This window comes from Bradyrhizobium sp. 2TAF36, from assembly GCF_052114925.1.
GTDB classification, from domain to species: Bacteria; Pseudomonadota; Alphaproteobacteria; order Rhizobiales; family Xanthobacteraceae; genus Bradyrhizobium; species Bradyrhizobium barranii.
Window position 1 is genome coordinate 1 of record NZ_JBFRFR010000148.1, and the last position, 20,109, is coordinate 20,109.

Sequence of the window (20,109 nt, forward strand, 5' to 3'; positions counted from 1 at the left end):
TCCATGGCGCGATAAAAACGCTGGAATCTCCGGTTTTGTCGCGGCGGAATATCCTGCCCGTCGGCCTCCATGAAAAAGCCCGGCGCGAGGCCGGGCTTATGGTTCTATGGCAGCGTTCTGTGGTGGCGCCGCTACTGCGCCATTTCCTTGGGCTCAGCCCGCAGCAGATCATCCTCAAGCTTGCTCGTGCGCGCTAGAATGTCGTGAAGACAGAAAGACAGCGCTTCGTGGGCCTCTTCATAGGCTTGGCGGAACGGCTCACCCAAGCCATCCAGTACTCGAATGCTGACGATTGTCATTTGACGGAGTTCGTACAGTGCATCGCCGGCCTCTGCGGCCGCAGCGGGACGGTTCTTCATGCCGCCGCCCTCCCGATTTGCTCAGCCAGAAACCTTTCGGCGATGGCGAGGACATCGTGGAGCGACTCATCAAAGCAGTTGTCGTGCCTGCCGTCGACACGATCCCTCCCGTCCGACACGCTGTTGACATACGTCACGAGCGCCAGCAGGCCATGCATGGTTATCGGCACCGTGGAGACCAGGCGGTCCGTAGCCCTTATTTCTCGGTTACCGTACTTATCCGCCTTCTTTGGATCGGGACTGAGGGTGCCGGGAACGAGTACGCGGAGCACCTCGGCAAACTCCCGCATTGCCCGACGATGTTTCTCGATCGCGGCGTACACCGGATCGGTGATGTTGTTTTCAGACGTGTTTAAGGGTGGCGTGCTAAGATATAAATTCATGACGTCAACAATAAATAACGTTAAAAAATCGAAGCGAGGTCGCCCACCCGTTGAAAGCGAGGCGATCACCGTTCGCATGACCGCTGAATTCCTCAAAGACCTGGACAGCTGGCGCCGCAAGCAAGATGACCTGCCGGGCCGTCCCGAGGCCGTACGCCGGCTGGTCGAGATGGGGCTGAAGGCGAAGTCGAAATGATGGCCTTGATGATCCTCGTATAAGGCGCGTCGCGCATTCAGCAATCGAGCATGCCCCCTCGTCTCGCGGACCCCCAGCCCTTGCTCATTCCGTGTTTCGGTTAGCCCCATGATTGCAAGCTGCGGGTTCACAGACTGAGCATCATCGCGTGAAACCATGGCCAGCCGCACGAAACTGCCCACTGAGCACGAAGGATTTCACCGAGGCGTTTTTTACGCGGTAAGAAAGGACGAAGCTTCGGGCCTGTGGCACTATTTATTCACGATTGGCGACACAGCGAAGGCCGGAAAAATAGAGGCCCGCCTTGGTCTGCTTGCCGTCCGGCGCGTCCGATCGCTGATTGACCGGGCACTTGGCGCCGCGCCTGAGGCCGCAGACTGAGGCCTCATCATTGCTTTCTGAAAATCTTAGAATTGAAAGTGGCCGTAACTTCGAGAACGGGCCCGGTTCCATTACGAACTTCCACCGCGAAATGCTGCCCCATCGAACCTTCTATGACCGCATCGCGAGCGGCATCGACAAGAGCGCCGAGCGCCATGTCGTGCGCCGTGATGGGACGCGGTACCGCTGGCGGCTTGGCCGCTCGATTTAATGTGACAAATGCAATTAAATAAGATTTAATTGATCTTTAAATCCGCGATAATGGAGCCAAACCATGAAAATCGCGTTCGGTACTCTGCCAACGGCAGCTTTGGCCTTCACCCTGATGTTTTCTGCGCCTCCCGCCTTGGCCTGCAACGGCAATGGCAACTGCGAAAACGCGCCCGGCCAAGTGAAAAAGTATGAGGGGGCCCCCGGACCGATTGCTGGCGCTGGCCTTCCGGTGCTCGCGATTGGCTACGGTGTCTATTGGCTCGTTAAGCGCCGTCGTAAGGTTGACTGACATATATAGTCTCTTGACACCGCTCCCCGGGGCGACGCCTGCCGTGGTCAGCAACGCCGCGCTGGCGAGGCGCTGATTTGCGGCAGGGATGAGCAAAGGTAGTGCGACGGCGCGCGAAGGGTCTCCATCTGTTTGCGGACTTGCGACCGTAGCCGTCGCCAAGACCATAAAGAGCTTCCTGACCTCCGCAACATGATGCGCGAACGCGCGCCAGCGGGCCTGGGTCCTTCAGCCCACCACCGCGTTTTCCCCATGATGAAAGGGCGGATCAAGATAGTTCACTAGGAACGCGGAGCGCCCCACGTTGCTTAAATTGTTGCTGAGCTTGTCCCTCAGCTAGCGGAGCGGCCCCGGCTTTACATTCAAACGCCTCCCGGCCGGGACCGTCTCCCTAAAGGCTGCTCTCCAGTGTAGGCCAAATGGGTTTGGCCTGAGGCGGGCCGAGGAAGGCCGCGATGAAAACATCTATTTTGGCGAAGGATCTGGAGCTTATCGCACTTCAGAAAATTCACGCCTTACCGGGTACGAAAGATGTGGTCTCTGCTCACATAGAGCGCGGTGGCGGCAAATGGGCTCTGATAGCCAGCGCCAAAGAAGGTGCCGATATTCCCCGCATTCAGGACGCAGTGAGGAAAACCGAACGCAACCTGCAGCATCGGTACAAGCTTCGACCAGATTAGTGAACCCCAACATTTTCGCCGGTTCATGGGGAGACGATCCCCGACCGGGAGGTGTTTTAAGGGGGGAGCCAAGGCCGCTCCACCAGCTCTGGGACGAGCCCAACACCATTTAATCACCGCTGGGCGTCCCGCGTTCCTACAACCCGACGGGCTTAGTGATGTAGGTTCGACTTAGCTTTGAGGTCGCAACATTGAAGCAAGAACCAGCGCGATCGGCCGGTCCAATCTGCCCAATCAACCGCTCAAAACAAGCGAGCATGTTCCCGGCGGGATCTCGTTGCATCTAGGCGTTCCCAGATCTTGCTAATCGTCGCCTAATTTATAAAGCGAACTGCCAGCATCAACCGGTCGCCCTGAGTTGGCGGCGACGCGCGGTGATAACAAGACGTGTCCTGAACAAACCCCAGACCCGCTTGACCTTCGATAACGACTTCGTTTTCGATTCCATATTGCCGTCGTACATCAGCTTCACTCGCCCTGACCGAGCCTATCAGCATGCGAAGCGGCTTGCGATTGTGTGATCGCTTCATCATGACATGCGCACCAGAATAGCGGTCGGTGGCTGTTATGTAGAAGCTGGCGTAGACGAAATTGTAGCCCATGACGTCGTAATGATAGTCGATGACATGGTGCTTCAGCTTACGCCGCTGTTCGTCGGAGATGTCCGATGCAAAACTCCAATCGAGTATGGTCATTATTCGGCGCGGCTCATGTCCCAGATATTGCCGCACAATCGCTCGTAGCGCCGGATCGTCGATGACTCTCTGCACCGCGGGGCAACGCGCGGGATCGGTTATCCCTCCGATCGGCATAGTCCTTCCGTCGATGCACTTCCCTCGAACAACGTCTGAATATTTGAATGTGGGACCCTTAGGATCGTAAATGGCGTGAAGAGGCTCAGATTTCGCAAATGCCTCAATTTCGGCGACTACGGAAGGCGGGAGTTGCATGCCGATGAATACAGCTTCTTCACGAATGGCTTGCACGATCTGGGAAATGTCGGCTCCGGGAAAAAGCGTCGGAGTGTCTCTGGCGTCGGAGATGGTCGGGCTTCCAAGGGCCGCCAGCTTTCGCGCACCGCTATAGGCGGTTCGGACCGTTTTAAACCTTCCGAGCACGTACGAGAGGTCCGCGTTAGTTATCCGGTTTGCAATGGACTGAAGGTTCATTCGGCAGCTCCATACAATAGGATTGTCAGTGCAAGTTTGGTCTCCAGGTTTATGGCTGAGCACTCCGCCGCCGGTTTCGGAGCGGAGGGCCGCGTAAGAGGTCGGGGGCTAGCGTGCCGGGGAGCTTCTCTACTCTAGCGTGCTTAGAAAATCTTACCTCGCCATTAAAGCATGTCAATAAATTAAATGACAAAAATAATGATGCAATATTAAATACTGCCGCGCCTTTAGAAGCGCCAGTGACTGACAGCCACTATCCCAAGGCAGCCCTTGTTCGGTCAGCCGGTCTTCCGCGTGGCCGCTTTGGCGGCAATTGACTTCGCCGTCACGTTCTCGCCCGCCAGGATCTTCGTCTCGAACTGTCGACGCACGGGCACCTGCAGCGACGGGCTCGATAACGCCAGGAGAACTCGCCAGTTGCGCACCTTCTTGGTGATGTCCGGACGATCGCCGTAGCGTTTCCACACCCGGATCACCTCCGCGACTTCCGCGGGATCTCGCAGATCGAACTGATGGCGAGCGAGACGACCGAACTTGGTATTGCTCGGCGTGTTGTCCAGGATCGCTGCGAGCCTCCTGCCAAGTTCAAGTTTTTGAGCAACGATCCGGCCGTTTGTCTCTTTCAGGGCCCGCCTGGCATCCTCCTTCGCCCGCCTCCTCGCTTCGCGGATCTCCTCCTTGCTCGGTGGGGGCGGAGGCGAAGGCAGGAGGCGTCGCAGCTTGTGCTTTAATATGCGCTCCAACGCGGCCTGCGCCTCGCTCACGTAGAAATATTCCAGCGCCCTCATCTGTTCAAAAACGCTGAGCAGCGGGATCTGGTCGAAAGCCTCAATGAGCGCGATGCCGCGATCCTCGAATGGCCCGATCGTGCCGGAAACGGCTCGCAAGTTCATCTCGGAGAGCGCGCCTTCATTTCCTTCCGACTCCGTGATGCACCGCAAGGTCATAACAACGTGCCCCATGCGATCTTGGTCGAATAGACTGCCGATGTAGAGTTGCCGTTGTAGATAGAGGCGCGCGCTTTCGTCGAGCGCATCAATCTCGAGGCCGTCGAGGATGGGCTGAAGCTTCCGAGGGCACGGCTCTCGCGCCCAGCGGTGCACGGAGGTATCGACAGGCTCGGATGAGCAGCCGCTGTCCTCGTCCTGGGGCCGGAGTTGCCTTGCCATCTGTCCCTCAACCAAACAGACCCTTGGGCGCGGTTACATCCGCCGTCGCCCAGGGTGTGCGAGTGTGACGACGTGCGCCGCGCTCGATTTAAGATAGGACGCGCGAAGCGATCCACAACGTGCGGGCTCTCAATGCGCCCGCTTGCGCTTCGACAGTTGCAGTGTCGTGCGGCCGAAGCCATTCGGGACCACCCGCACGATTTCGTAGACCGCACTGTCCAGCCTGCGGGTCAGCACGTCACCCTTCCGGACGCCGGCGACGAGGCCATCGTCGAAGTTCGCCGACGGATACGATGCGTTCCAGTTGTGCGCGTTGTCGTCTTGCAGCGAGCCGCGAGCGTGCGGCGTCCTTGACGTCGTCGGGCCATCCCAGATGCCCGAGATGTCCAGAATCTGCGCCCGTGAGGTGTCCGCCTGCGACCGGCTGTTGACGTCGACCGCTGGCATCATCGGCAGGATGTCGAAATCCTCGCCGAAAGCCTTTAGCAGCGATGCATTGAGGCGGCTGAGCCGGCCCGGCCGCGGATTGACCGGCGTCGGGATGACCGGCGCCAGCAGGAACAGTAGCGCGCGCCGAGGCCCTCACAACAGCGCGACCAAAGAGCGGCGTGATCGCTTTGTCGACATTGGCTGCAGCTGCGGTCTTGGCCTTCGCGACAAGGCTAACGGAGCCCGAGAATGTCGCTCGCGCGACCGTGCCAATCTTCACCGCTCCGGACGTTGCTAGCGCAGCGCTGGCCACAGTGGCGGCACGGGCGGTGCTCGTCGTCTTGGTGACGGCAACAAGGAACGCACGCAGCGTGGCCAGTTGCATCGACGTCTTGGTCTGAAGCGCGGTCTTGGCGGACAGCGAGGTTCGCGCCGAAGTGCTTCCCAATGTTCTCACGGCAGTCGTTGCGCGCGCGATCATCTCCACAACAGTGCCAGGAACGATCGCGCGAGACGCCGCGGACATCGAAGCGCGCCCGAACATGGCTACACGGCCGACCATACCGCCGCTTGTTGCGGTCCGGACCGTCGCTCCAGCAGCCAGAGCGGCTCTGGCAATAACCGATGCGGCGCTTGTCGCCTGGGATTTGGCGCGGCCCGTGATGGACGCGATGGCCGACAGCCCGCCCCTCGAGCCGCTGGAGAGCTTAGAGCCGCCTCCAGAGATGTCCGTCCGGCGACAGACGCTCTAGCCCGACTGATTACAGCAGCTGTGGCTGATAGCGCCAGCGACGTCGGGACAACGGCGGCATTGAGGGCGCCGGCCGCCTGTGACGACGACCTAGCATTACCCGCGAGGCCGGCTCGTGCGGTTGCGCCCCCCGGCATCTTGAACATGATCGCCGTGCCAGCCGATGACCCCAGGTTCACGGTCGTGGTCAGCACGCCCCGCGTCGCGGGGAAGCAGCGGGTCTGGAAGGCCAGCGTGACGCTCTGCACCAATGAGGATTTCGCGGCAACGCCGGCCTTGCCGGAAGTAGCACCCGCCCGCTGCCAGCCGCGCTGGCCTTCAGCGTGGCCGGCGCATTGGCTGTGAGGACTGCGGCGCCGGAGAATGTGCCTCCTCCCCGTGACGAGACGCGCGCCCTGGCCACCAGTGAGCCAACCTGCCCGAGCCCAAAAACTTCAATAGCGACGGTCACATTGCGCTGCCCCGACGGCGCGGACATGCCGATCGTTTTCGATCCCGGAGATCCAGCGTCTACGTGCGAGGAAGAAACCCGGTACAGCCCAGCGGACAGAACGTCCGCGTCTTGCGACGGCGTCCCGGCCGAGGATGTGAACGTCGCATTACCCCTCGTCGCGATGCTCGAGGATTTGTTGAAGCTTCGACAGCGCCGTCGTCTGGGCCGCTCTTACTGTTGCCGCTACCGGCAGAATCTCGACACTCACCTCAGCACAAATCGCCGCGAGCTTCCTCACTGTTCAACCATCCTCCGATAGAGAGTGCAGCCCGGTCGCGCGTTCCTCTGGCGTCGACCGAGCTGGAGCGCCAGGCCCGCCAAGAACGGGCACCCAGTTTTGAACTTAGGAAATATTGTGGACTGCGCAATGTTGCGCACGAGGCACGAGAATCATCCGATTCTCGTGCCTCGAGGTTGGAGTGCAATAGTGAACTAAGAGCATCGCTATGTATTGGAGAAGTCGCCCAGTTCTGTTCGTGTAGTCAGCACCGGCGCCACGGCTGCCAAATCCACCAATTCCCAGTCTACCAAGCATACCGCACGACGCCCTTACCGGCATAGCTTGTCGTCAGGCTGGAGAATTCACCTTCGAAGGTGGTGGCCGCAGACCACCCGTTTAGCCATTTCATTTCGGCGGAAGCCGTGACGAGCGCAGCATCGTGTGACTGGGCCGCACCGTTGACGACAAAGGATGCGCCCGGCAGCGTCTGGAACGTCGCACCGACAGCCCGGTCAGTGTTGAAATCGTGAGCCCAAGCCGCACGTCCGCGCAAAGTAAAGATGCCATCCTGCACCACAAAGGATTTATCAGTGCGCAAACCCAGTTCGCTCCGCGAGGCGGTGACGCTTTTGGAGCCGTAGGCGAGTGCGAAGGTATTGGCGCCGATGACGGCCTGCTCGGCATAGGCCGGCAGATCGAAGGTCGTGAACTGGCCCGCTGCGTAAGGCGTAACGCCAATCCCCATCCACGGGCTGACAAAACGATAGCCGCCTTCAAGGCGCCCGGACCACGCATTGGCGTTGAACTGCGCGCGCAACTGATCGATGCCTGCGACGGTCACGGTGCGATCGGTGGTGATGTCCTGCCAGGCATAGGCGAGTGCTGCGGAGAGATACGCTGGACCGACGTTGTGCCGGATAAAGGCGCCAGCCTGAAATAGGTCGGAGCGGCCGGAGCCAAGACCGTTTGAAACGCTAAAGTTAGTTCCGCCACCGGCCAGCGCAAAGCCTGCCAGCGTGAACGCCGAAAACCGGTAGTCGGCCCCGACGACACCACCCGCGATGCGGCTGGTTGTACTGTTTGATCCCAGCGCCGCATTGCCGTCGGTGGTCTGCGAGCCGCCATAACCGGCCGACCACACGCTCCAGCGCTGCGTGAACGGATCGGCTATGACCGGAGCCTTGCGATATATCGCGGCATAGGCATCGCGGGCTGCTGCATCGGAGCGCGGCTTGTCTTGCGAGGTGTAGGTCGAGGCGCCCAACGATGCCCCCGCCGAAAGGGTATCGGCGCGACCCGCGATGAACGGATCGGTCAAAAGGCCCAGAAACAGGTTCATCGCATCAAAGGTGGTTTGCTGCGAACCGGTAGCGACTTCACCCGAGGCTTGGGTGAGGCCTGCCGGGGTCAGCCCACCGAACACTAGGGGAATCGCACCATTGCTGTTGAAGAACCCGACGATCGCGTTGGCGACGTTCTGCTGGTTCTGATTGAGGCCACCGCTCGGGGGTGGGATGAAGTTCAGCGTCAGGTTGAGATAAGCGTTGTTGGCGTCGTAGCTCAGGCTGGGTTTGAAATTCGCCGGCAGATTGGTGTTGACCGGACCCGCAAAGGTCCCGCTGACGCCGCCACCGGCGTTGAGAATGGTATATTGCCTCGCCACATAGGTTCCGGCTCCGAAAGCGGCGTTGACCGTGGCGCCACCGAGCGTCGCCGTGCCCGTCACATTGGTGCGGTCGGCGTTCGACGGCGAGACTTCGACCAAATAACTCGCGGCGGCCGTGAATACGAGATTACCTTGTACGGAGAGCAACCCGATCGAGTTGCCGGGTGAAAGCACGCCACCGTTGATCGTGGTATTGCCGACGATGCCGTGGCCGGCGAGGGTGCCACCAGGATTGACTGTCACGGCCGCCGCTGTGCCGTCGACCATCAGCAGTCCGCCGTTGACGACTGCACCGCCATTGAGCGCACCGGTATTCGTCGTGGTGCCAGAATTGTTGGTCAGAAGGCCCGAGACAGTGCCGCCCACGTTGTTGTTGAACATACCAAAATTATTAACCGGACCTGTCAACGTACCCGCATTGTTTGCGACGCCAGAATTGATAAGGTCGTCAGTGATTGAGCCACCCGCGGCGACCGTTACCGTCCCTGCATTGGCCAAGTTATTAGTGCCGATATTGATCGAGCCCGTTGGCCCGACATTCAACGCCGCGCCGGCGAGGACATTGATAGCACCGCTGGGCGTTCCGCTAGAACCGATGCTACCCGTCACATTCAAAGTGCCCGCGTTGACATTGGTCGCGCCGGTATAGGTGTTGGCGGCCGCAAGAGTGGTCGTTCCCGAAAGCACGTTAACCGCACCATTGCCAGTAACCGTCGACGCGAATACGTAGTTGCTAGCGGTGTGATTGAAGTTGAGCGTGCCGCTGCCAGCCCCGAATTCAACCATAGCCGCATTGAGCGTGCCTGGCGCAGCCGCTGCGCTGCCGGGCGCTGCACCGATGTTCAAACTTCCATTCGAACCCGACTGATTGGCGACAAAAGCTGTACCGCCACCGCCAGCAACGCTCACCGTGGAGCCGTCGGCAATGGTAAGCGAGCCAGTGCCGAAGCGACCGACGAAAAGTGCGATCGAATTGATCCAGTTGGAGCCCACACCAGTGACCGTTACCGCACCCTGCGAGCCTGCTGCAAACGCGACAAAGCCGTTCGTGTTGCTAACCGCCCCTCCATTTGCGATGGTCAGCGTGCCCGTGCCGATGGTGCCGATGGAAAGCAAGCCGCCGTTGTTCCAGGTTGAACCGGCGCCGGTGACCGTCGCTGCTCCCTGAGACCCGACAGACTCACCGATATCGGCGCCAACGGAAAGGTTCACTGTCCCGTTGTTCTGGATTGTCAACGCGCCGTTCAGGACTTCAAGAATATCGCCAACAGCTGCTCCTCCAGAAACCACTGTTGGATTGGGCGTGATCGTATTTAGGAAAATGGTCCCGCTCGTCGGCACGACACCGGTGTTCCAGTTGCTCCCGGTGAACCAGTCGGTCGATGTAACTCCGGTCCAGTTTGTCTGCGCGTGAGCAGGTAAACCAATGACCAGCAATGCGCTGGCAAATAGGCCGCTCGCCCAAATTGTTCGCCGCGGCCGAGTACCCACGATTTGGGGAACGCAAAAAGTCACTGAAACCTGTTCCAGTTTCTGTGAGGCTCGTACAGGTTAAGCCTGAGCTAGGGAGTTGGGCCCGAAATCGCGGTTCAATTGTGAAGAGCGGTGCTAAGAGATTCTTTATTTTGAGATGTTGCAAAAATGGCTCACTGTGAGCCACACCTTAACCCGCTGCCCCAATCCGAACGCTGGCGGGAACTGCGACCGGGCCTGTCATTCGGCCTGCAATATTGGCTCTGACTCATATGTGGAACGGCCCGGGCTGCAAGATCTTTCTCTGGTTGAACAAGGGATGACGGTGCGGTCATATGTCCGGCCTTTGAACGCGGCACCCGGCCGCTGGCCACGATGATATCCGCGGAAGCAATCGCCCAATCACAAGCTTGATGATCGAGGTCGCGCCGACGATCAAGAGCGTCCGGAGTTGCCGATTTCCACGTTTTGATATCGCCACGAGCCTTTCTTTCCCGCCGCTAGACCGTGCCCTCGGCGTTAGCCCCGTCCAAGCCGCAAAATCTCGTGCGGTCGCAAAGCCACGAGGATCCAAGACCGATGTCCGAACAGTAGCTGCGATGAGAGGACCGACACCGGGTATGCTCATCAGACGCCTAGCATCTGGATCCTTTCTGACGACAACCATAATCTCCCTGTCAAGCTTCTCTATGCGGGTTGTAAGTAGCTCAATCTGTTCAGCGAATTGGATCAGGGCAAAGCGGGCGGCGCCGGGGATCCTGTTATCTCTTTCATCGCGAAGCAGCACCAGGAGCTTCGCGATGCTTGCCATGCCTGTCCCCGCGATGATGCCCAACTCGGCCATATGAGCGCGCAGGGCATTTGCAGTCTGGCTGCGCTGCTTCATCAACATCTCTCGCGTTCGCAAAATCATGCCGGCTGCTTGTTGTTCGACGGTCTTCACCGGTACGAACCGCATTGTCGGGCGGGTGACCGCCTCACAAATGGCTTCAGCATCCGCCATGTCGGTCTTGTTTCGTTTGACGTAGGGCTTCACGTAGGCTGGCGGCATCATGCAGACCGAGTGGCCCAAGGCCGCGATCTCGCGCGCCCAGTGATGTGCACTCGCACAAGCCTCCATGCCTACCAAGCAGGCGGGGAGTCCTCGAAAGAATGGCAACACCTGCGATCGTCGCAACGTGCGCCGAACCAAAACTTCTCCGTTTTCGGCGATGCCGTGAACTTGAAAGATCGACTTGGCCAAATCCAAACCCACCGTGATAATCTTTTCCATGGAACGGTCCTTCCTTTGTGGCGCCTCTCCAAGCGACCACGTTAGGCACTTTTGATGCCGGTTCGAAGGGCCGTTCCACACCATCAATTTTGATGCAGTTCGAGGGATGTCTGGCGCTTTGATTTGGGGGAGAATCAGCGCCATGCAGCAGGCACTCCAGCGCTCCAGTCTGGTGCCGAGTGGATTTGTTGTAGAGAGTGCGTACTACGAAGGTGATAAGGCTGTTATTGCGGTCCGGGCGTCGGGAAGCATTGGTCTGTGCCCATCTTGCGGAACGGTTTCCCGACGCGTCCATAGCCGATACCGGCGTCGTGTGACTGATCTTCCCCTTTCGGGGCGGATCGTACAGCTTCTGGTGATTGCTCGTCGCTTCCGTTGCGGCGCCGTCCTATGCGGGCGCCAAATCTTCACCGAGCGCTTCGCCGAAGGGGTGCTGGCACCGTCGGCGCGACGCACGGCAAGGCTGGACTCTATCGTCCATCACCTCGGTCTGGCACTTGGCGGTCGACCGGCAGCAGGCTTCGCAAAACGGCTAATGCTGCCGGTGAGCAAGGATACGCTCCTTCGCGTGGTCCGACGCCGTAGCCGTCCGCCAGCTGATCCGCTCAGGGTTATCGGCATTGAYGATTGGGCCTGGCGGCGCAACCACAGATACGCCAGCATCATCTGCAACCTGGAGCGGCGCCGAGTAGTCACCCTGCTCCCGGATCGGGAGCCCGCAACTGCCCAAGCCTGGCTCGCTGCTCATCCCACGATCGCGATCGTTGCCCGTGACCGTGGTGGGGGATATGGCGAAGCGACAGCAAGAGCCTTACCGCATGCGGTACAGGTTGCAGATCGTTGGCATCTGATGGAGAACGCCAGTCGGGCCTTCCTCGATGCCGTTCGCAAATCGATGCGCCAGATACGCACAGTGATCGGCGCGACCACGATTGATCCCAAGCTGCTAACAGCCGCAGAGCGGATCCAGTATGAGGGTTATCTGCGCCGCGAGGAGACCAATGCGGCTATCCTGGCTCTGTCGAAGAATGGCATACCYATCAAGCAGATCGTGCGTCAGACTGGTCACAGCAGGCAGCTGGTACGGCAGGCGATTCGCGGCGAACGACACGATGTCTTCCGGACCCGGCAAAGTTCGTTGGACTTACACTTGCCGTGGCTCGACGATCAGTGGGCGTCCGGCTGCCGAAACGGGGCTGAACTTTGGCGTCGTTTAACGGCGCGTGGCTTCAGAGGCTCGCTCCGCGTCATCAGCGAGTGGGCGMCCCGCAGACGAAGGGCTGAAAAGCCCGACGCACGAAACCTTCAGCGGATTCCATCGGCCAGAACGATCGCGCGCCTCATGACAATCGGCGGAGATCTGCTCACGAAAGCAGAGACCGTCACGGTCGCGGCAATCGAAGCTGGCGTACCATCCTTGGTCGAGGCTCGCGAGATCATCGCCGAATTCCACTTGATGATCCGACGCAGAGCCGAAGCAGGGCTCACGCCGTGGATCGACCGCGCYCGCGCCAGTCTCGTGACTTCCTTCGCCAGCGGCGTCACGAAGGATGAAGCGRCGGTTCGGGCGGCAATCACTTCGCCCTGGTCCAACGGACAGACTGAAGGTCAGATCACCCGCCTCAAGCTCGTGAGAAGGCAGATGTACGGTCGCGGGAAAATCGATCTCCTTCAGGCCAGGCTAATCGGTGCAGAATAATCGGAGCTGCACCAAAATTGCGTCAGAGCCAATATTGCAGGCCGAATGACAATCAAGCCCTCGCAACGCGCGTAGCGCTTCCACGAGAGGTCCCATCGTCCAATCGGCAGCTATGGCGCTGATGCGGCCGACGAGTTGGTCGCGCCGTTCCAGGGGTGTCAAAACTGCTTCTAGATAGTCCTGGAAGACAATCTGGTGCGCGGGCTGATCGAATGTCTGGCCTGCAAGCCACGAGCGGTGTCGTTGAGTCCAGTGTTTGCCGGTATCGTAGGCGCGGCCGTGGCGCAGCAAAAATGCCAGCAATTGCTGTCGCGCCCGCATGAGGTGCATCGATGCGTCTATCCGAGCCCGGATGAGATCACGCATGGCCTCATGTCCCTCGTCTGGGACCCATACCCGCGTGAGGTCGCCAGAGCGGTGCAAAATTGCCAGCTTCTGGGAGTCGCGGCGATCAGTCTTGATCCGTTCCCCCGGCTTGCGCGGGATCATGGATGTTGCGGCGACAGTGCAACCGTTTCCCAGCGTGTTCAGCTGGCGATAGATGACATAGCCGCAAAAGCCAGCTTCGTAACAGAACTCCAGTCGATGGCCGTCCTTGGGCAAGCGTTTGCTCAGCTTGGATAGCGCTGCCGGCGTGTTTGGTACGGCTCCGATGAAATTGACCGCTCCTTCGCGTCCGTCTTCTGCCACCGTTACCGAAATGCTGACTTTGTGAACGTCGAGCCCTACGTAAAGAACCTTCTGCATCTGCACCCTCCGATGTCGAGCCGCCGCGCCTTCATACGCGGCGGCGGCTCGACTGTGACGGAGACCGGTGGCGCCGCTATGCTGGCGCTAAAGGACATACGGACTTAGATCTCAAGCGTCGGAATGTTGAGCAAGTCAACGCAGGTGAGAACAAGAGCAAGAGTGAGAGAATCAAAAGAGGCACCCGCAGGAGAGTCAGCATAGCGCCGACGCGGTACGCGGCGGGACCCGGGACCGAGTGCAGTCGCGAGATGAAGTAACCGGGCACCGGCTTCTCGGGCGCATAATACGTCGATCGATTCGCCCAACAAGATGAACTGGAGATCCTGATGAATTACTTCGCTGGACTCGACGTGTCTTTGAGGCGCACCGCGATCTGCATCGTTGATCAAGATGGAAATATCGTCAGGGAAGGAGTGACGGATACAGAACCCGAGGCGCTAATTTCCTGGCTGAGAAATACCCGCTTCGCTCTGCAGCGCGTTGGGCTGGAAGCCGGTCAATGTTCTTCCTGGCTGCACAAGGGACTTTCGGGAGGCGGATTACCAGTCATTTGTGTTGAGACCCGGCACGCAAAGAGCGTGATGCAAGCTCAGACCGTCAAGACGGACCGCAACGATGCTCGTGCGCTTGCGCAAATGATGCGAACAGGGTGGTTTAAGGCGGTTCACATCAAATCTGAAGCCAGCCAAAAGCTACGAGCGCTGATGGGCAGTCGCCGGTGCCTGCTCGACAAGCAACGCGACCTCAACAATCATATTCGGGCGGCGCTTCGAACCTTCGGATTCAAAGTGGGCCTTATCGGCCAAAGCCGCTTTGAAGAACGTGTACGCGAGCTGATCGTGGCTGACGGAGATTTACAGGCCCTCGTCGTTCCATTGCTCGAAGCCCGGCGCATCCTCGGCGAACAAGCGCGCGTGTTGGCGTGCCTGATTGGGCGCCTGGTTCGGAGCGATGCTATTTGCCGCCGGTTCATGACAGTTCCTGGCGTTGGCCCCCTGACAGCATTAGCATTCAAGACGACCATCGATGACCCAGGCCGCTTCCGTAAATCACGGCATGTTGGCGTCCATCTTGGACTGACCCCAGGCAAATACGCATCCGGAGAGGTCGATTACAACGGGCGCATCACCCGATGCGGCGATGCCTTTGCTCGAGAACATCTCTTTGAAGCGGCGCACTCATTGATGGTCAACACCAGACGATGGTGCTCGTTAAAGGCATGGGGCATCCGCATCGCTAAGCGCAGTTCCATGAAAAATGCGCTGGTCGCGGTGGCTCGCAAGATATCCGTCATACTGCACCGTATGTGGTGCGACGGCAGCGACTTCCGGTGGGAGAGATCGGAGGCCGCAGCGGCAGCCTGACACCCGAATGAACTGATCAGCAGAACACGGCCGAAAGGCTGTCAAGGAGTCCGGCAGGACGAGGAATGGCGAGGGTGATAACCGGTCTGCAGCGCGAGCCGATTGCTTCGTAACTGCGTTCCCGAGATGGTCCCGCCACTTCTTCACGAACATCATCATGAGGCGGGAATCCCGACCTCGAAGAGAAGCGCGATCGCCGGATCGCTTTGACGCCACGGTAGGGTCGGAAGGCACAGCCACAATGCAGTAATTAGACCAGATTTGGTACTTGACGTCCCAACCCCGGTTAGAGAAGACCGGTTAACAAGGCACCCGCGCGACGGGCAGTGATAGCGGTGCCGCGAAGCGGCAGCCCTTCGTGCGAGTGCCTCCGGCGAGCGACACATTATATTTGCTTGCGCGAGGGATCGAAGCCGGATGGCGTGCGCCGTTGTGGCGTGAAGAAGAAGGGAGTGTTCGAAAGAATAGAGCCTACTGGTTTGGCTCTTATCTGCCCGACTTACCGGTGTCGGAAACGACTGAGACCTCGAAAGAGGAACGGGACCAGAGCATGTCGGGAAACGTCTCGAAATCGGGCGCCGCAGCCCGGTGGAGAGCACAAGGTAAGGTGTGCATGGTTGAAGCTGTATTGCCTGAATCCCAGTTTCCAGTTGCCAAAGGGCTGGCGGTAGCGAACGCGGCTGACACGCTACGCCACGCGGGGCAAATCGCACCGGCCAGTGCGATCCGCCACCAGTCTGCGTGGGACGACCTCCGTCGGAGGGTCAAGGAAGCGAATGGGACACCTAAACACACCGTAACCCCCTACACACGCAACTACGGGATCGCCTGCAGCAGGTTCGTTCGCGAACCTGTATGGCGACGGAGCCGTCGTAGTACCCAAATGCCCGGCGTAACGGCCGGGACAGCCGCCGCGAGGCGGACGATCACGCGTATAAGGCCGGGTGACCGGTTCGAAAGCGCCTCCGATCGGGGGAAGGACGATGCCGCTAACAACGGCATATGCAGTATGCGTAGAAGAGATTCTTCAACGGAGAGGTTCTGCTGATGCAGGCCGTTACCATCCAGAGGAGAATTGAATCACTTCCGACCTTGTCGCGGTCGGGCAAGCGGATCAATGGCCTTCACCGCCTGATGAGATCTCCATTTCTCTTCGAGCGGGCCTACGAAAAGGTCTCCCAAAATAAGGGAGCCTTGACGCCCGGTGTTGACGGCAAGACCTTCGACGGCATGTCGCTGGCGAAGCTCGCCGACCTCGCTTGTCGCGTGGCAGAGGGCACATATCGCTTCCGACCTGTCCGCCGGGTTTGCATCCGGAAGGGCAACGGCAAGACACGACCGCTGGGAATTCCCACGGTGGAGGACCGACTCGTTCAGGAGGCGGTCAGGACCATCCTCCAGGCAATCTATGAATCTGTGTTCCTGGATGAGTCGCATGGGTTCCGCCCCAGGCGGTCCTGTCACACCGCGCTAAATCTCATCAAGAAGACTTGGACGGGTTGCAAGTGGCTGATCGAAGTGGACGTGCGTGGGTTCTTTGACAACATCGATCATGACGTCCTGCTCAGGCTTCTCAAGAAGCGGATCGATGATGACAGATTCATCGGTCTGATCGAAGGAATGCTGAAAGCGGGCTACATGGAAGATTGGGTCTATGGACGCACATACAGCGGTACACCACAGGGCGGAGTCGTATCGCCCTTGCTCGCCAACATCTATCTGCATGAGCTGGATCAGCACATGCAGGCGTTGAGGGCGGGATTCGATAGAGGCCGCGACCGACGCGCATTCCCGCCCTATGCGGCGTTGCAAAGGCGCGTCCTTGGCCTCCGCCGGAAGATTGAGCGGCTGCGCGCCAACGGCGCGGAACTGGCCGAGATCAATGCCGCAATGGCAGAGATCAAAGCCATTAATAAGGAGAGACGGAAACTACCTTCCCGTCGATCCCATGGACCCCAACTTCAAAAGGCTCCGCTACTGTCGATACGCCGACGACTTCCTGATCGGCATCATCGGCAGCAAGGAGGAGGCTCGTGAGACCATGGCCTCTGTCGAGCGATTCTTGACAGAGACGCTGAAGCTCGCGATCTCGCCCGAGAAGAGTGGGATTCAGGCCGCCTCAAAGGGAGTGACCTTCCTCGGCTACCGCATTGTGGCGTACACGTCCTACGGGGGTGGACGAAAGTCCAACCGCAAGGGACCGGCAGCACGGACATGGCGCGTTACGCGTCGGCCGACTACCGGCAATATCAGTCTGCGTGTGCCACGCAAGCGGATAACCGAGTTCTGCAAACGGCATGGCTATGGCGACCTCGCCAGGAAGACCGGCCGCGCTCGTGAGCAGTTCTTGGTCACCAGCGACACTGCGACCGTGCTCGCCTATAACTCAGAGTTCCGTGGTTTTGCCAACTACTACTCGTTTGCCGATGACAACAAACGTGCCTTGGGAGTGCTGGAGCTCGTTGTGTTCCGCAGCCTCATCAAGACGCTGGCGTTGCGCCATCGAACGACGAGGGCACAGATCATGGCCCGTCTGTGGAAAGGGTCGGATTACGAGGTGTCCTCCGTAGTCCGAGGCAAGCTTCGCACGATCAAACTGTGGAGACTGAAGCACCTCACGCGAACCTTTTGGATAAGTCAAGGAATTGACGATCTCACAAGAGGCGCGTGGTGGGTCACAAACTCGAATGACCTAATCGATCGCCTGCATGCTCGCCGATGCGAAGCATGTGGCGGTACGACAGGACCATTCGAGATGCATCACCTCCGCCGCGTGCGAGACCTGCAGAGTGGGTCGCTGATAGTCTGGAAACGGTCCGGTTGGCGGCGCAAGACGATCGTCCTGTGCCCGTCGTGCCGGGTGGCCGTCTCCAATCGAGAGCATACGCATATGGAAAGCCGTGTGCATCGCAAAGGTGCCCGCACGGTTTGGGGGGAGGCGTAGGGACATCCTCCGCGGAGGTGTCCCACGCCTACCCTACCGAGACGCGGACGCGGCTCGGTTCACGAGAGCCAGATGCGGCGACAGCCGCACGCGTACGAAATCAGGATCAAATAAGACAGCCGCGGAGAGTGAGCCGATCCAAGATTCCATCTTCGGCCCTCGAACGATTTCGTCGCATCTCAAGACAATGTGAGCCGCCTGATYGAGTTTGATTCCTCTTGCGTGATCGCATTCCTACAAGGCGGCGGCTTGATCTCCGTGCCGGTGCTTGCAGTTGCGCCAGCCGACGAAAGTGCGATCTTCCAATTGCCTTGGCACGGTGCTGTCACGACTGGATAATTCTGATGGATTCTGTTAGGGGCAATATTGGCCAGCGCCTGGTGTCGCGCGACCAAGCTGCCTCATACTGTGGTCTGTCCGTTAGCACCTTCTCAAACTGGGCAAGGATCGGAAGACTACCTTCCGCACTTTCTGGCACATCGCGATGGGACTTGAAAGCGATTGATCTCGCGTTAGACTCGCTGAGCGGATTACCCATCACTCAAACTTCCGACGATGCAGCATCCGCCCTGGACGAGTGGAGAGCGAAGCGTGCGCGTCAATCTCGAAGGCATACATAAAGTAAAGGTGACGCTCTCAAGCGGCGAGCCAAATGACGTACTATTACGCCTATCGCGGCGGTCCCCAGATCAAAGCAGAGCCAGGCACGCCAGACTTTATCCAGCAATACCAAGAGGCGCATTCGAACTTATGGCAGCCTCGGGCCGGCACCTTCGTGTCAGTCATCGCACGATACAAAGCGGCACCGGAATTCACCAAGATCGCGGCGTCCACCCGCCGTGACTATTTGAGGTACATCAAGCTCATTGAGGATGAATTCGCTGACCTGCCGATCGCCGCTCTCGCCGATCACAGGATTCGCGGCGACTTCAAAGGCTGGCGCGACAAATTCGCCAACACGCCGCGCAAGGCTGATCTCGCCTGGACGGTGTTGGCGCGCATTCTGTCCTTCGCGAAAGATCGCGGCATTATCACCAGCAATCCTTGCGAGCGTGGTGGTCGGCTCTACGTCGCAGACCGCCGAGACAATATCTGGACCGAGCAGGACATTGCCGCAGTTCTATCAGTTGCATCTGAAGAGATCAGGTTGGCGCTGATCTTGGCTTTATGGAGCGGTCAACGACAAGGCGATCTTTTGCGCTTACCTTGGTCAGCCTACGAGAGCCCTCATATTCGTCTCCGCCAGTCGAAAGGCGGGGCCGCGTAGTGATGCCTGCCGGCACTCCCTTGAGAGCTCTGCTCGACACCACGCAGCGTCGGGGACCTCTTATCCTGACGAACACGCTCGGCCGGCCCTGGACTTCCGACGGCTTTCGAACATCGTGGGCAAAGGCCTGCGAACGGGCGGGCATTGGCGACCTGACGTTTCACGATTTGAGGGGCACCGCAGTGGTTCGGCTGGCGATCGCTGGCGCCAGCGTACCGCAGATCGCGGCTGTGACCGGCCACTCGTTGAAGGACGTCGAGAGCATTCTGGATGCGCACTATCTTGGTCGCGACATTCAGCTTGCAGAAGCTGCGGTGCTCAAGCTCGAAGCGAGAACAGAACTGTAAAACGACCTGTAAAACGAGGTCGCCTACTCTACCAAGCCAGATGCTAAGTGCTTGATTTATATGGTGGGCGCACCAGGGTTCGAACCTGGGACCCGCTGATTAAGAGTTCAAAACCAGCGCTTCGCTGCCATTTCTAAATCTGCTCTACGCTACGACGAACCTTCAGAAGCCCTTTGTTTTACAGGGTTTTGTCGCATAGCTTCGCAGTACTTCGAACCCACACCTCCAAACACCTCGGTTCGCCAACACCGTTTGAAAACCGTTTTAGTCGACTGGCTCCCCCCAATGAACGACATTCGCATGCCCCTGAGCGATAAGAGCATCGCTCAGTTACCCACCCCGAAGGAGGCTGGTATCTAGCCCGCGACACCGAATTGAAGGGATTCTTCGTCGTCGTCGGGAAGAGGAAAAGAACCTTCACCGTCCAAGGCGATCTCCGGCAGGGAGTGACCTTGCCCCGCGGGTTTAATCCAGTTTGAAGTTCGTTCTGGCCCACGACAAGGACCAGAGCATGAAGCGCAGCCGCTTTTCGGAAGAGCAGATCATCGGGATCTTGAAGGAGCATGAGGCCGGCGTGTCGGTCGCCGATCTGTG

19 protein-coding genes and 1 pseudogene are annotated in these 20,109 nt (G+C 59.1%); 12 read left to right on the forward strand and 8 right to left on the reverse strand.

Annotation, left to right across the window (positions count from 1 at the left end; genetic code table 11):
• Nucleotides 1-131 precede the first annotated feature (131 nt).
• Both AB4Z51_RS42585 and AB4Z51_RS42590 read right to left on the reverse strand, forming a co-directional pair.
• Nucleotides 132-359 carry a hypothetical protein gene (locus tag AB4Z51_RS42585; RefSeq protein WP_208088059.1) on the reverse strand — a complete coding sequence of 76 codons (228 nt, stop codon included), beginning with the start codon at nucleotides 357-359 and terminating at the stop codon, nucleotides 132-134.
• Entirely contained in the window at nucleotides 356-820 is a 465-nt protein-coding gene (locus tag AB4Z51_RS42590) for a hypothetical protein (RefSeq protein WP_441499558.1), read from the reverse strand. The genes AB4Z51_RS42585 and AB4Z51_RS42590 overlap by 4 nt, the downstream gene beginning before the upstream one ends.
• A gap of 470 nt (nucleotides 821-1,290) precedes the next feature.
• On the opposite strand from AB4Z51_RS42590, the gene AB4Z51_RS42595 reads away from it, so the two are divergent.
• The 3 genes from AB4Z51_RS42595 (at nucleotide 1,291) to AB4Z51_RS42605 (ending at nucleotide 2,501) form a co-directional block, all read left to right on the forward strand.
• Nucleotides 1,291-1,530: a hypothetical protein gene (locus AB4Z51_RS42595; protein ID WP_135217181.1), complete on the forward strand. Its 240-nt coding sequence runs from the start codon at nucleotides 1,291-1,293 to the stop codon at nucleotides 1,528-1,530.
• Between the two features lie 63 nt (nucleotides 1,531-1,593).
• On the forward strand, nucleotides 1,594-1,821 hold the full coding sequence (locus AB4Z51_RS42600) for a hypothetical protein (RefSeq protein WP_135217180.1): 228 nt from the start codon (nucleotides 1,594-1,596) through the stop codon (nucleotides 1,819-1,821).
• Between the two features lie 455 nt (nucleotides 1,822-2,276).
• Nucleotides 2,277-2,501 carry a hypothetical protein gene (locus AB4Z51_RS42605; RefSeq protein WP_135217179.1) on the forward strand — a complete coding sequence of 75 codons (225 nt, stop codon included), beginning with the start codon at nucleotides 2,277-2,279 and terminating at the stop codon, nucleotides 2,499-2,501.
• Between the two features lie 314 nt (nucleotides 2,502-2,815).
• Here the strand turns inward: AB4Z51_RS42605 and AB4Z51_RS42610 are convergent, their stop codons facing one another.
• The 3 genes from AB4Z51_RS42610 to AB4Z51_RS42620 all read right to left on the reverse strand — a co-directional run bounded on the left by AB4Z51_RS42610 (nucleotide 2,816) and on the right by AB4Z51_RS42620 (nucleotide 5,289).
• Nucleotides 2,816-3,670, reverse strand: coding sequence for a hypothetical protein (locus AB4Z51_RS42610; RefSeq protein ID WP_135217178.1), 855 nt, complete (start codon nucleotides 3,668-3,670; stop codon nucleotides 2,816-2,818).
• 278 nt (nucleotides 3,671-3,948) lie between these two features.
• Nucleotides 3,949-4,839, reverse strand: a complete 891-nt coding sequence (locus AB4Z51_RS42615; protein WP_135217177.1) for a hypothetical protein — start codon at nucleotides 4,837-4,839, stop codon at nucleotides 3,949-3,951.
• A 129-nt stretch (nucleotides 4,840-4,968) separates the two neighbouring features.
• The gene (locus tag AB4Z51_RS42620) at nucleotides 4,969-5,289 is read right to left on the reverse strand and encodes a hypothetical protein (RefSeq protein ID WP_441499559.1); all 321 of its coding nucleotides are present in this window, start codon (nucleotides 5,287-5,289) and stop codon (nucleotides 4,969-4,971) included.
• Nucleotides 5,290-5,678: 389 nt separating this feature from the next.
• On the opposite strand from AB4Z51_RS42620, the gene AB4Z51_RS42625 reads away from it, so the two are divergent.
• Entirely contained in the window at nucleotides 5,679-6,020 is a 342-nt protein-coding gene (locus AB4Z51_RS42625; RefSeq protein WP_135217175.1) for a hypothetical protein, read from the forward strand.
• Nucleotides 6,021-6,163: 143 nt separating this feature from the next.
• Nucleotides 6,164-6,364, forward strand: a complete 201-nt coding sequence (locus AB4Z51_RS42630; RefSeq protein ID WP_135217174.1) for a hypothetical protein — start codon at nucleotides 6,164-6,166, stop codon at nucleotides 6,362-6,364.
• A 672-nt stretch (nucleotides 6,365-7,036) separates the two neighbouring features.
• Here the strand turns inward: AB4Z51_RS42630 and AB4Z51_RS42635 are convergent.
• A complete protein-coding gene (locus AB4Z51_RS42635; protein ID WP_441499560.1) occupies nucleotides 7,037-9,835 on the reverse strand; it encodes an autotransporter outer membrane beta-barrel domain-containing protein in 2,799 nt (932 codons plus the stop codon).
• Nucleotides 9,836-10,277: 442 nt separating this feature from the next.
• Nucleotides 10,278-11,144 (reverse strand): annotated as a pseudogene (locus tag AB4Z51_RS42640) (IS110 family transposase); the annotation flags it as partial.
• A gap of 142 nt (nucleotides 11,145-11,286) precedes the next feature.
• Here AB4Z51_RS42640 and AB4Z51_RS42645 point away from each other — a divergent pair.
• Complete coding sequence (locus AB4Z51_RS42645; RefSeq protein ID WP_441499561.1) at nucleotides 11,287-12,843, forward strand: ISL3 family transposase; 1,557 nt, start codon at nucleotides 11,287-11,289, stop codon at nucleotides 12,841-12,843.
• Here the strand turns inward: AB4Z51_RS42645 and AB4Z51_RS42650 are convergent.
• Nucleotides 12,826-13,590, reverse strand: a complete 765-nt coding sequence (locus tag AB4Z51_RS42650) for an IS110 family transposase (protein WP_441499562.1) — start codon at nucleotides 13,588-13,590, stop codon at nucleotides 12,826-12,828. The genes AB4Z51_RS42645 and AB4Z51_RS42650 overlap by 18 nt on opposite strands.
• A 329-nt stretch (nucleotides 13,591-13,919) precedes the next feature.
• On the opposite strand from AB4Z51_RS42650, the gene AB4Z51_RS42655 reads away from it, so the two are divergent.
• The 6 genes from AB4Z51_RS42655 to AB4Z51_RS42680 all read left to right on the forward strand — a co-directional run.
• Entirely contained in the window at nucleotides 13,920-14,957 is a 1,038-nt protein-coding gene (locus AB4Z51_RS42655) for an IS110 family transposase (RefSeq protein WP_085398136.1), read from the forward strand.
• A gap of 1,047 nt (nucleotides 14,958-16,004) precedes the next feature.
• Nucleotides 16,005-16,994, forward strand: coding sequence for a reverse transcriptase domain-containing protein (locus AB4Z51_RS42660; RefSeq protein ID WP_441499563.1), 990 nt, complete (start codon nucleotides 16,005-16,007; stop codon nucleotides 16,992-16,994).
• Nucleotides 16,906-17,901, forward strand: a complete 996-nt coding sequence (locus AB4Z51_RS42665; protein ID WP_441499564.1) for a group II intron reverse transcriptase/maturase — start codon at nucleotides 16,906-16,908, stop codon at nucleotides 17,899-17,901. The genes AB4Z51_RS42660 and AB4Z51_RS42665 overlap by 89 nt, the downstream gene beginning before the upstream one ends.
• Nucleotides 17,902-18,553: 652 nt before the next feature.
• The gene (locus tag AB4Z51_RS42670) at nucleotides 18,554-19,168 is read left to right on the forward strand and encodes a hypothetical protein (protein WP_441499565.1); all 615 of its coding nucleotides are present in this window, start codon (nucleotides 18,554-18,556) and stop codon (nucleotides 19,166-19,168) included.
• 2 nt (nucleotides 19,169-19,170) lie between these two features.
• Entirely contained in the window at nucleotides 19,171-19,515 is a 345-nt protein-coding gene (locus AB4Z51_RS42675) for a tyrosine-type recombinase/integrase (RefSeq protein WP_441499566.1), read from the forward strand.
• Between the two features lie 511 nt (nucleotides 19,516-20,026).
• A partial coding sequence (locus tag AB4Z51_RS42680) for a transposase (RefSeq protein ID WP_441499447.1) occupies nucleotides 20,027-20,109 on the forward strand: 83 nt, incomplete at its 3' end.

Bases quoted from the DNA above. Each gene is read 5' to 3' on its own strand.
- AB4Z51_RS42585 (WP_208088059.1), bottom strand. From the start codon at position 359: ATGAAGAACCGTCCCGCTGCGGCCGCAGAGGCCGGCGATGCACTGTAC.
- AB4Z51_RS42590 (WP_441499558.1), bottom strand. From the start codon at position 820: ATGCGAACGGTGATCGCCTCGCTTTCAACGGGTGGGCGACCTCGCTTC.
- AB4Z51_RS42600 (WP_135217180.1), top strand. From the start codon at position 1,594: ATGAAAATCGCGTTCGGTACTCTGCCAACGGCAGCTTTGGCCTTCACC.
- AB4Z51_RS42605 (WP_135217179.1), top strand. From the start codon at position 2,277: ATGAAAACATCTATTTTGGCGAAGGATCTGGAGCTTATCGCACTTCAG.
- AB4Z51_RS42610 (WP_135217178.1), bottom strand. From the start codon at position 3,670: ATGAACCTTCAGTCCATTGCAAACCGGATAACTAACGCGGACCTCTCG.
- AB4Z51_RS42615 (WP_135217177.1), bottom strand. From the start codon at position 4,839: ATGGCAAGGCAACTCCGGCCCCAGGACGAGGACAGCGGCTGCTCATCC.
- AB4Z51_RS42620 (WP_441499559.1), bottom strand. From the start codon at position 5,289: ATGATGCCAGCGGTCGACGTCAACAGCCGGTCGCAGGCGGACACCTCA.
- AB4Z51_RS42630 (WP_135217174.1), top strand. From the start codon at position 6,164: ATGATCGCCGTGCCAGCCGATGACCCCAGGTTCACGGTCGTGGTCAGC.
- AB4Z51_RS42650 (WP_441499562.1), bottom strand. From the start codon at position 13,590: ATGCAGAAGGTTCTTTACGTAGGGCTCGACGTTCACAAAGTCAGCATT.
- AB4Z51_RS42655 (WP_085398136.1), top strand. From the start codon at position 13,920: ATGAATTACTTCGCTGGACTCGACGTGTCTTTGAGGCGCACCGCGATC.
- AB4Z51_RS42660 (WP_441499563.1), top strand. From the start codon at position 16,005: ATGCAGGCCGTTACCATCCAGAGGAGAATTGAATCACTTCCGACCTTG.
- AB4Z51_RS42665 (WP_441499564.1), top strand. From the start codon at position 16,906: ATGGACCCCAACTTCAAAAGGCTCCGCTACTGTCGATACGCCGACGAC.
- AB4Z51_RS42670 (WP_441499565.1), top strand. From the start codon at position 18,554: ATGACGTACTATTACGCCTATCGCGGCGGTCCCCAGATCAAAGCAGAG.
- AB4Z51_RS42675 (WP_441499566.1), top strand. From the start codon at position 19,171: ATGCCTGCCGGCACTCCCTTGAGAGCTCTGCTCGACACCACGCAGCGT.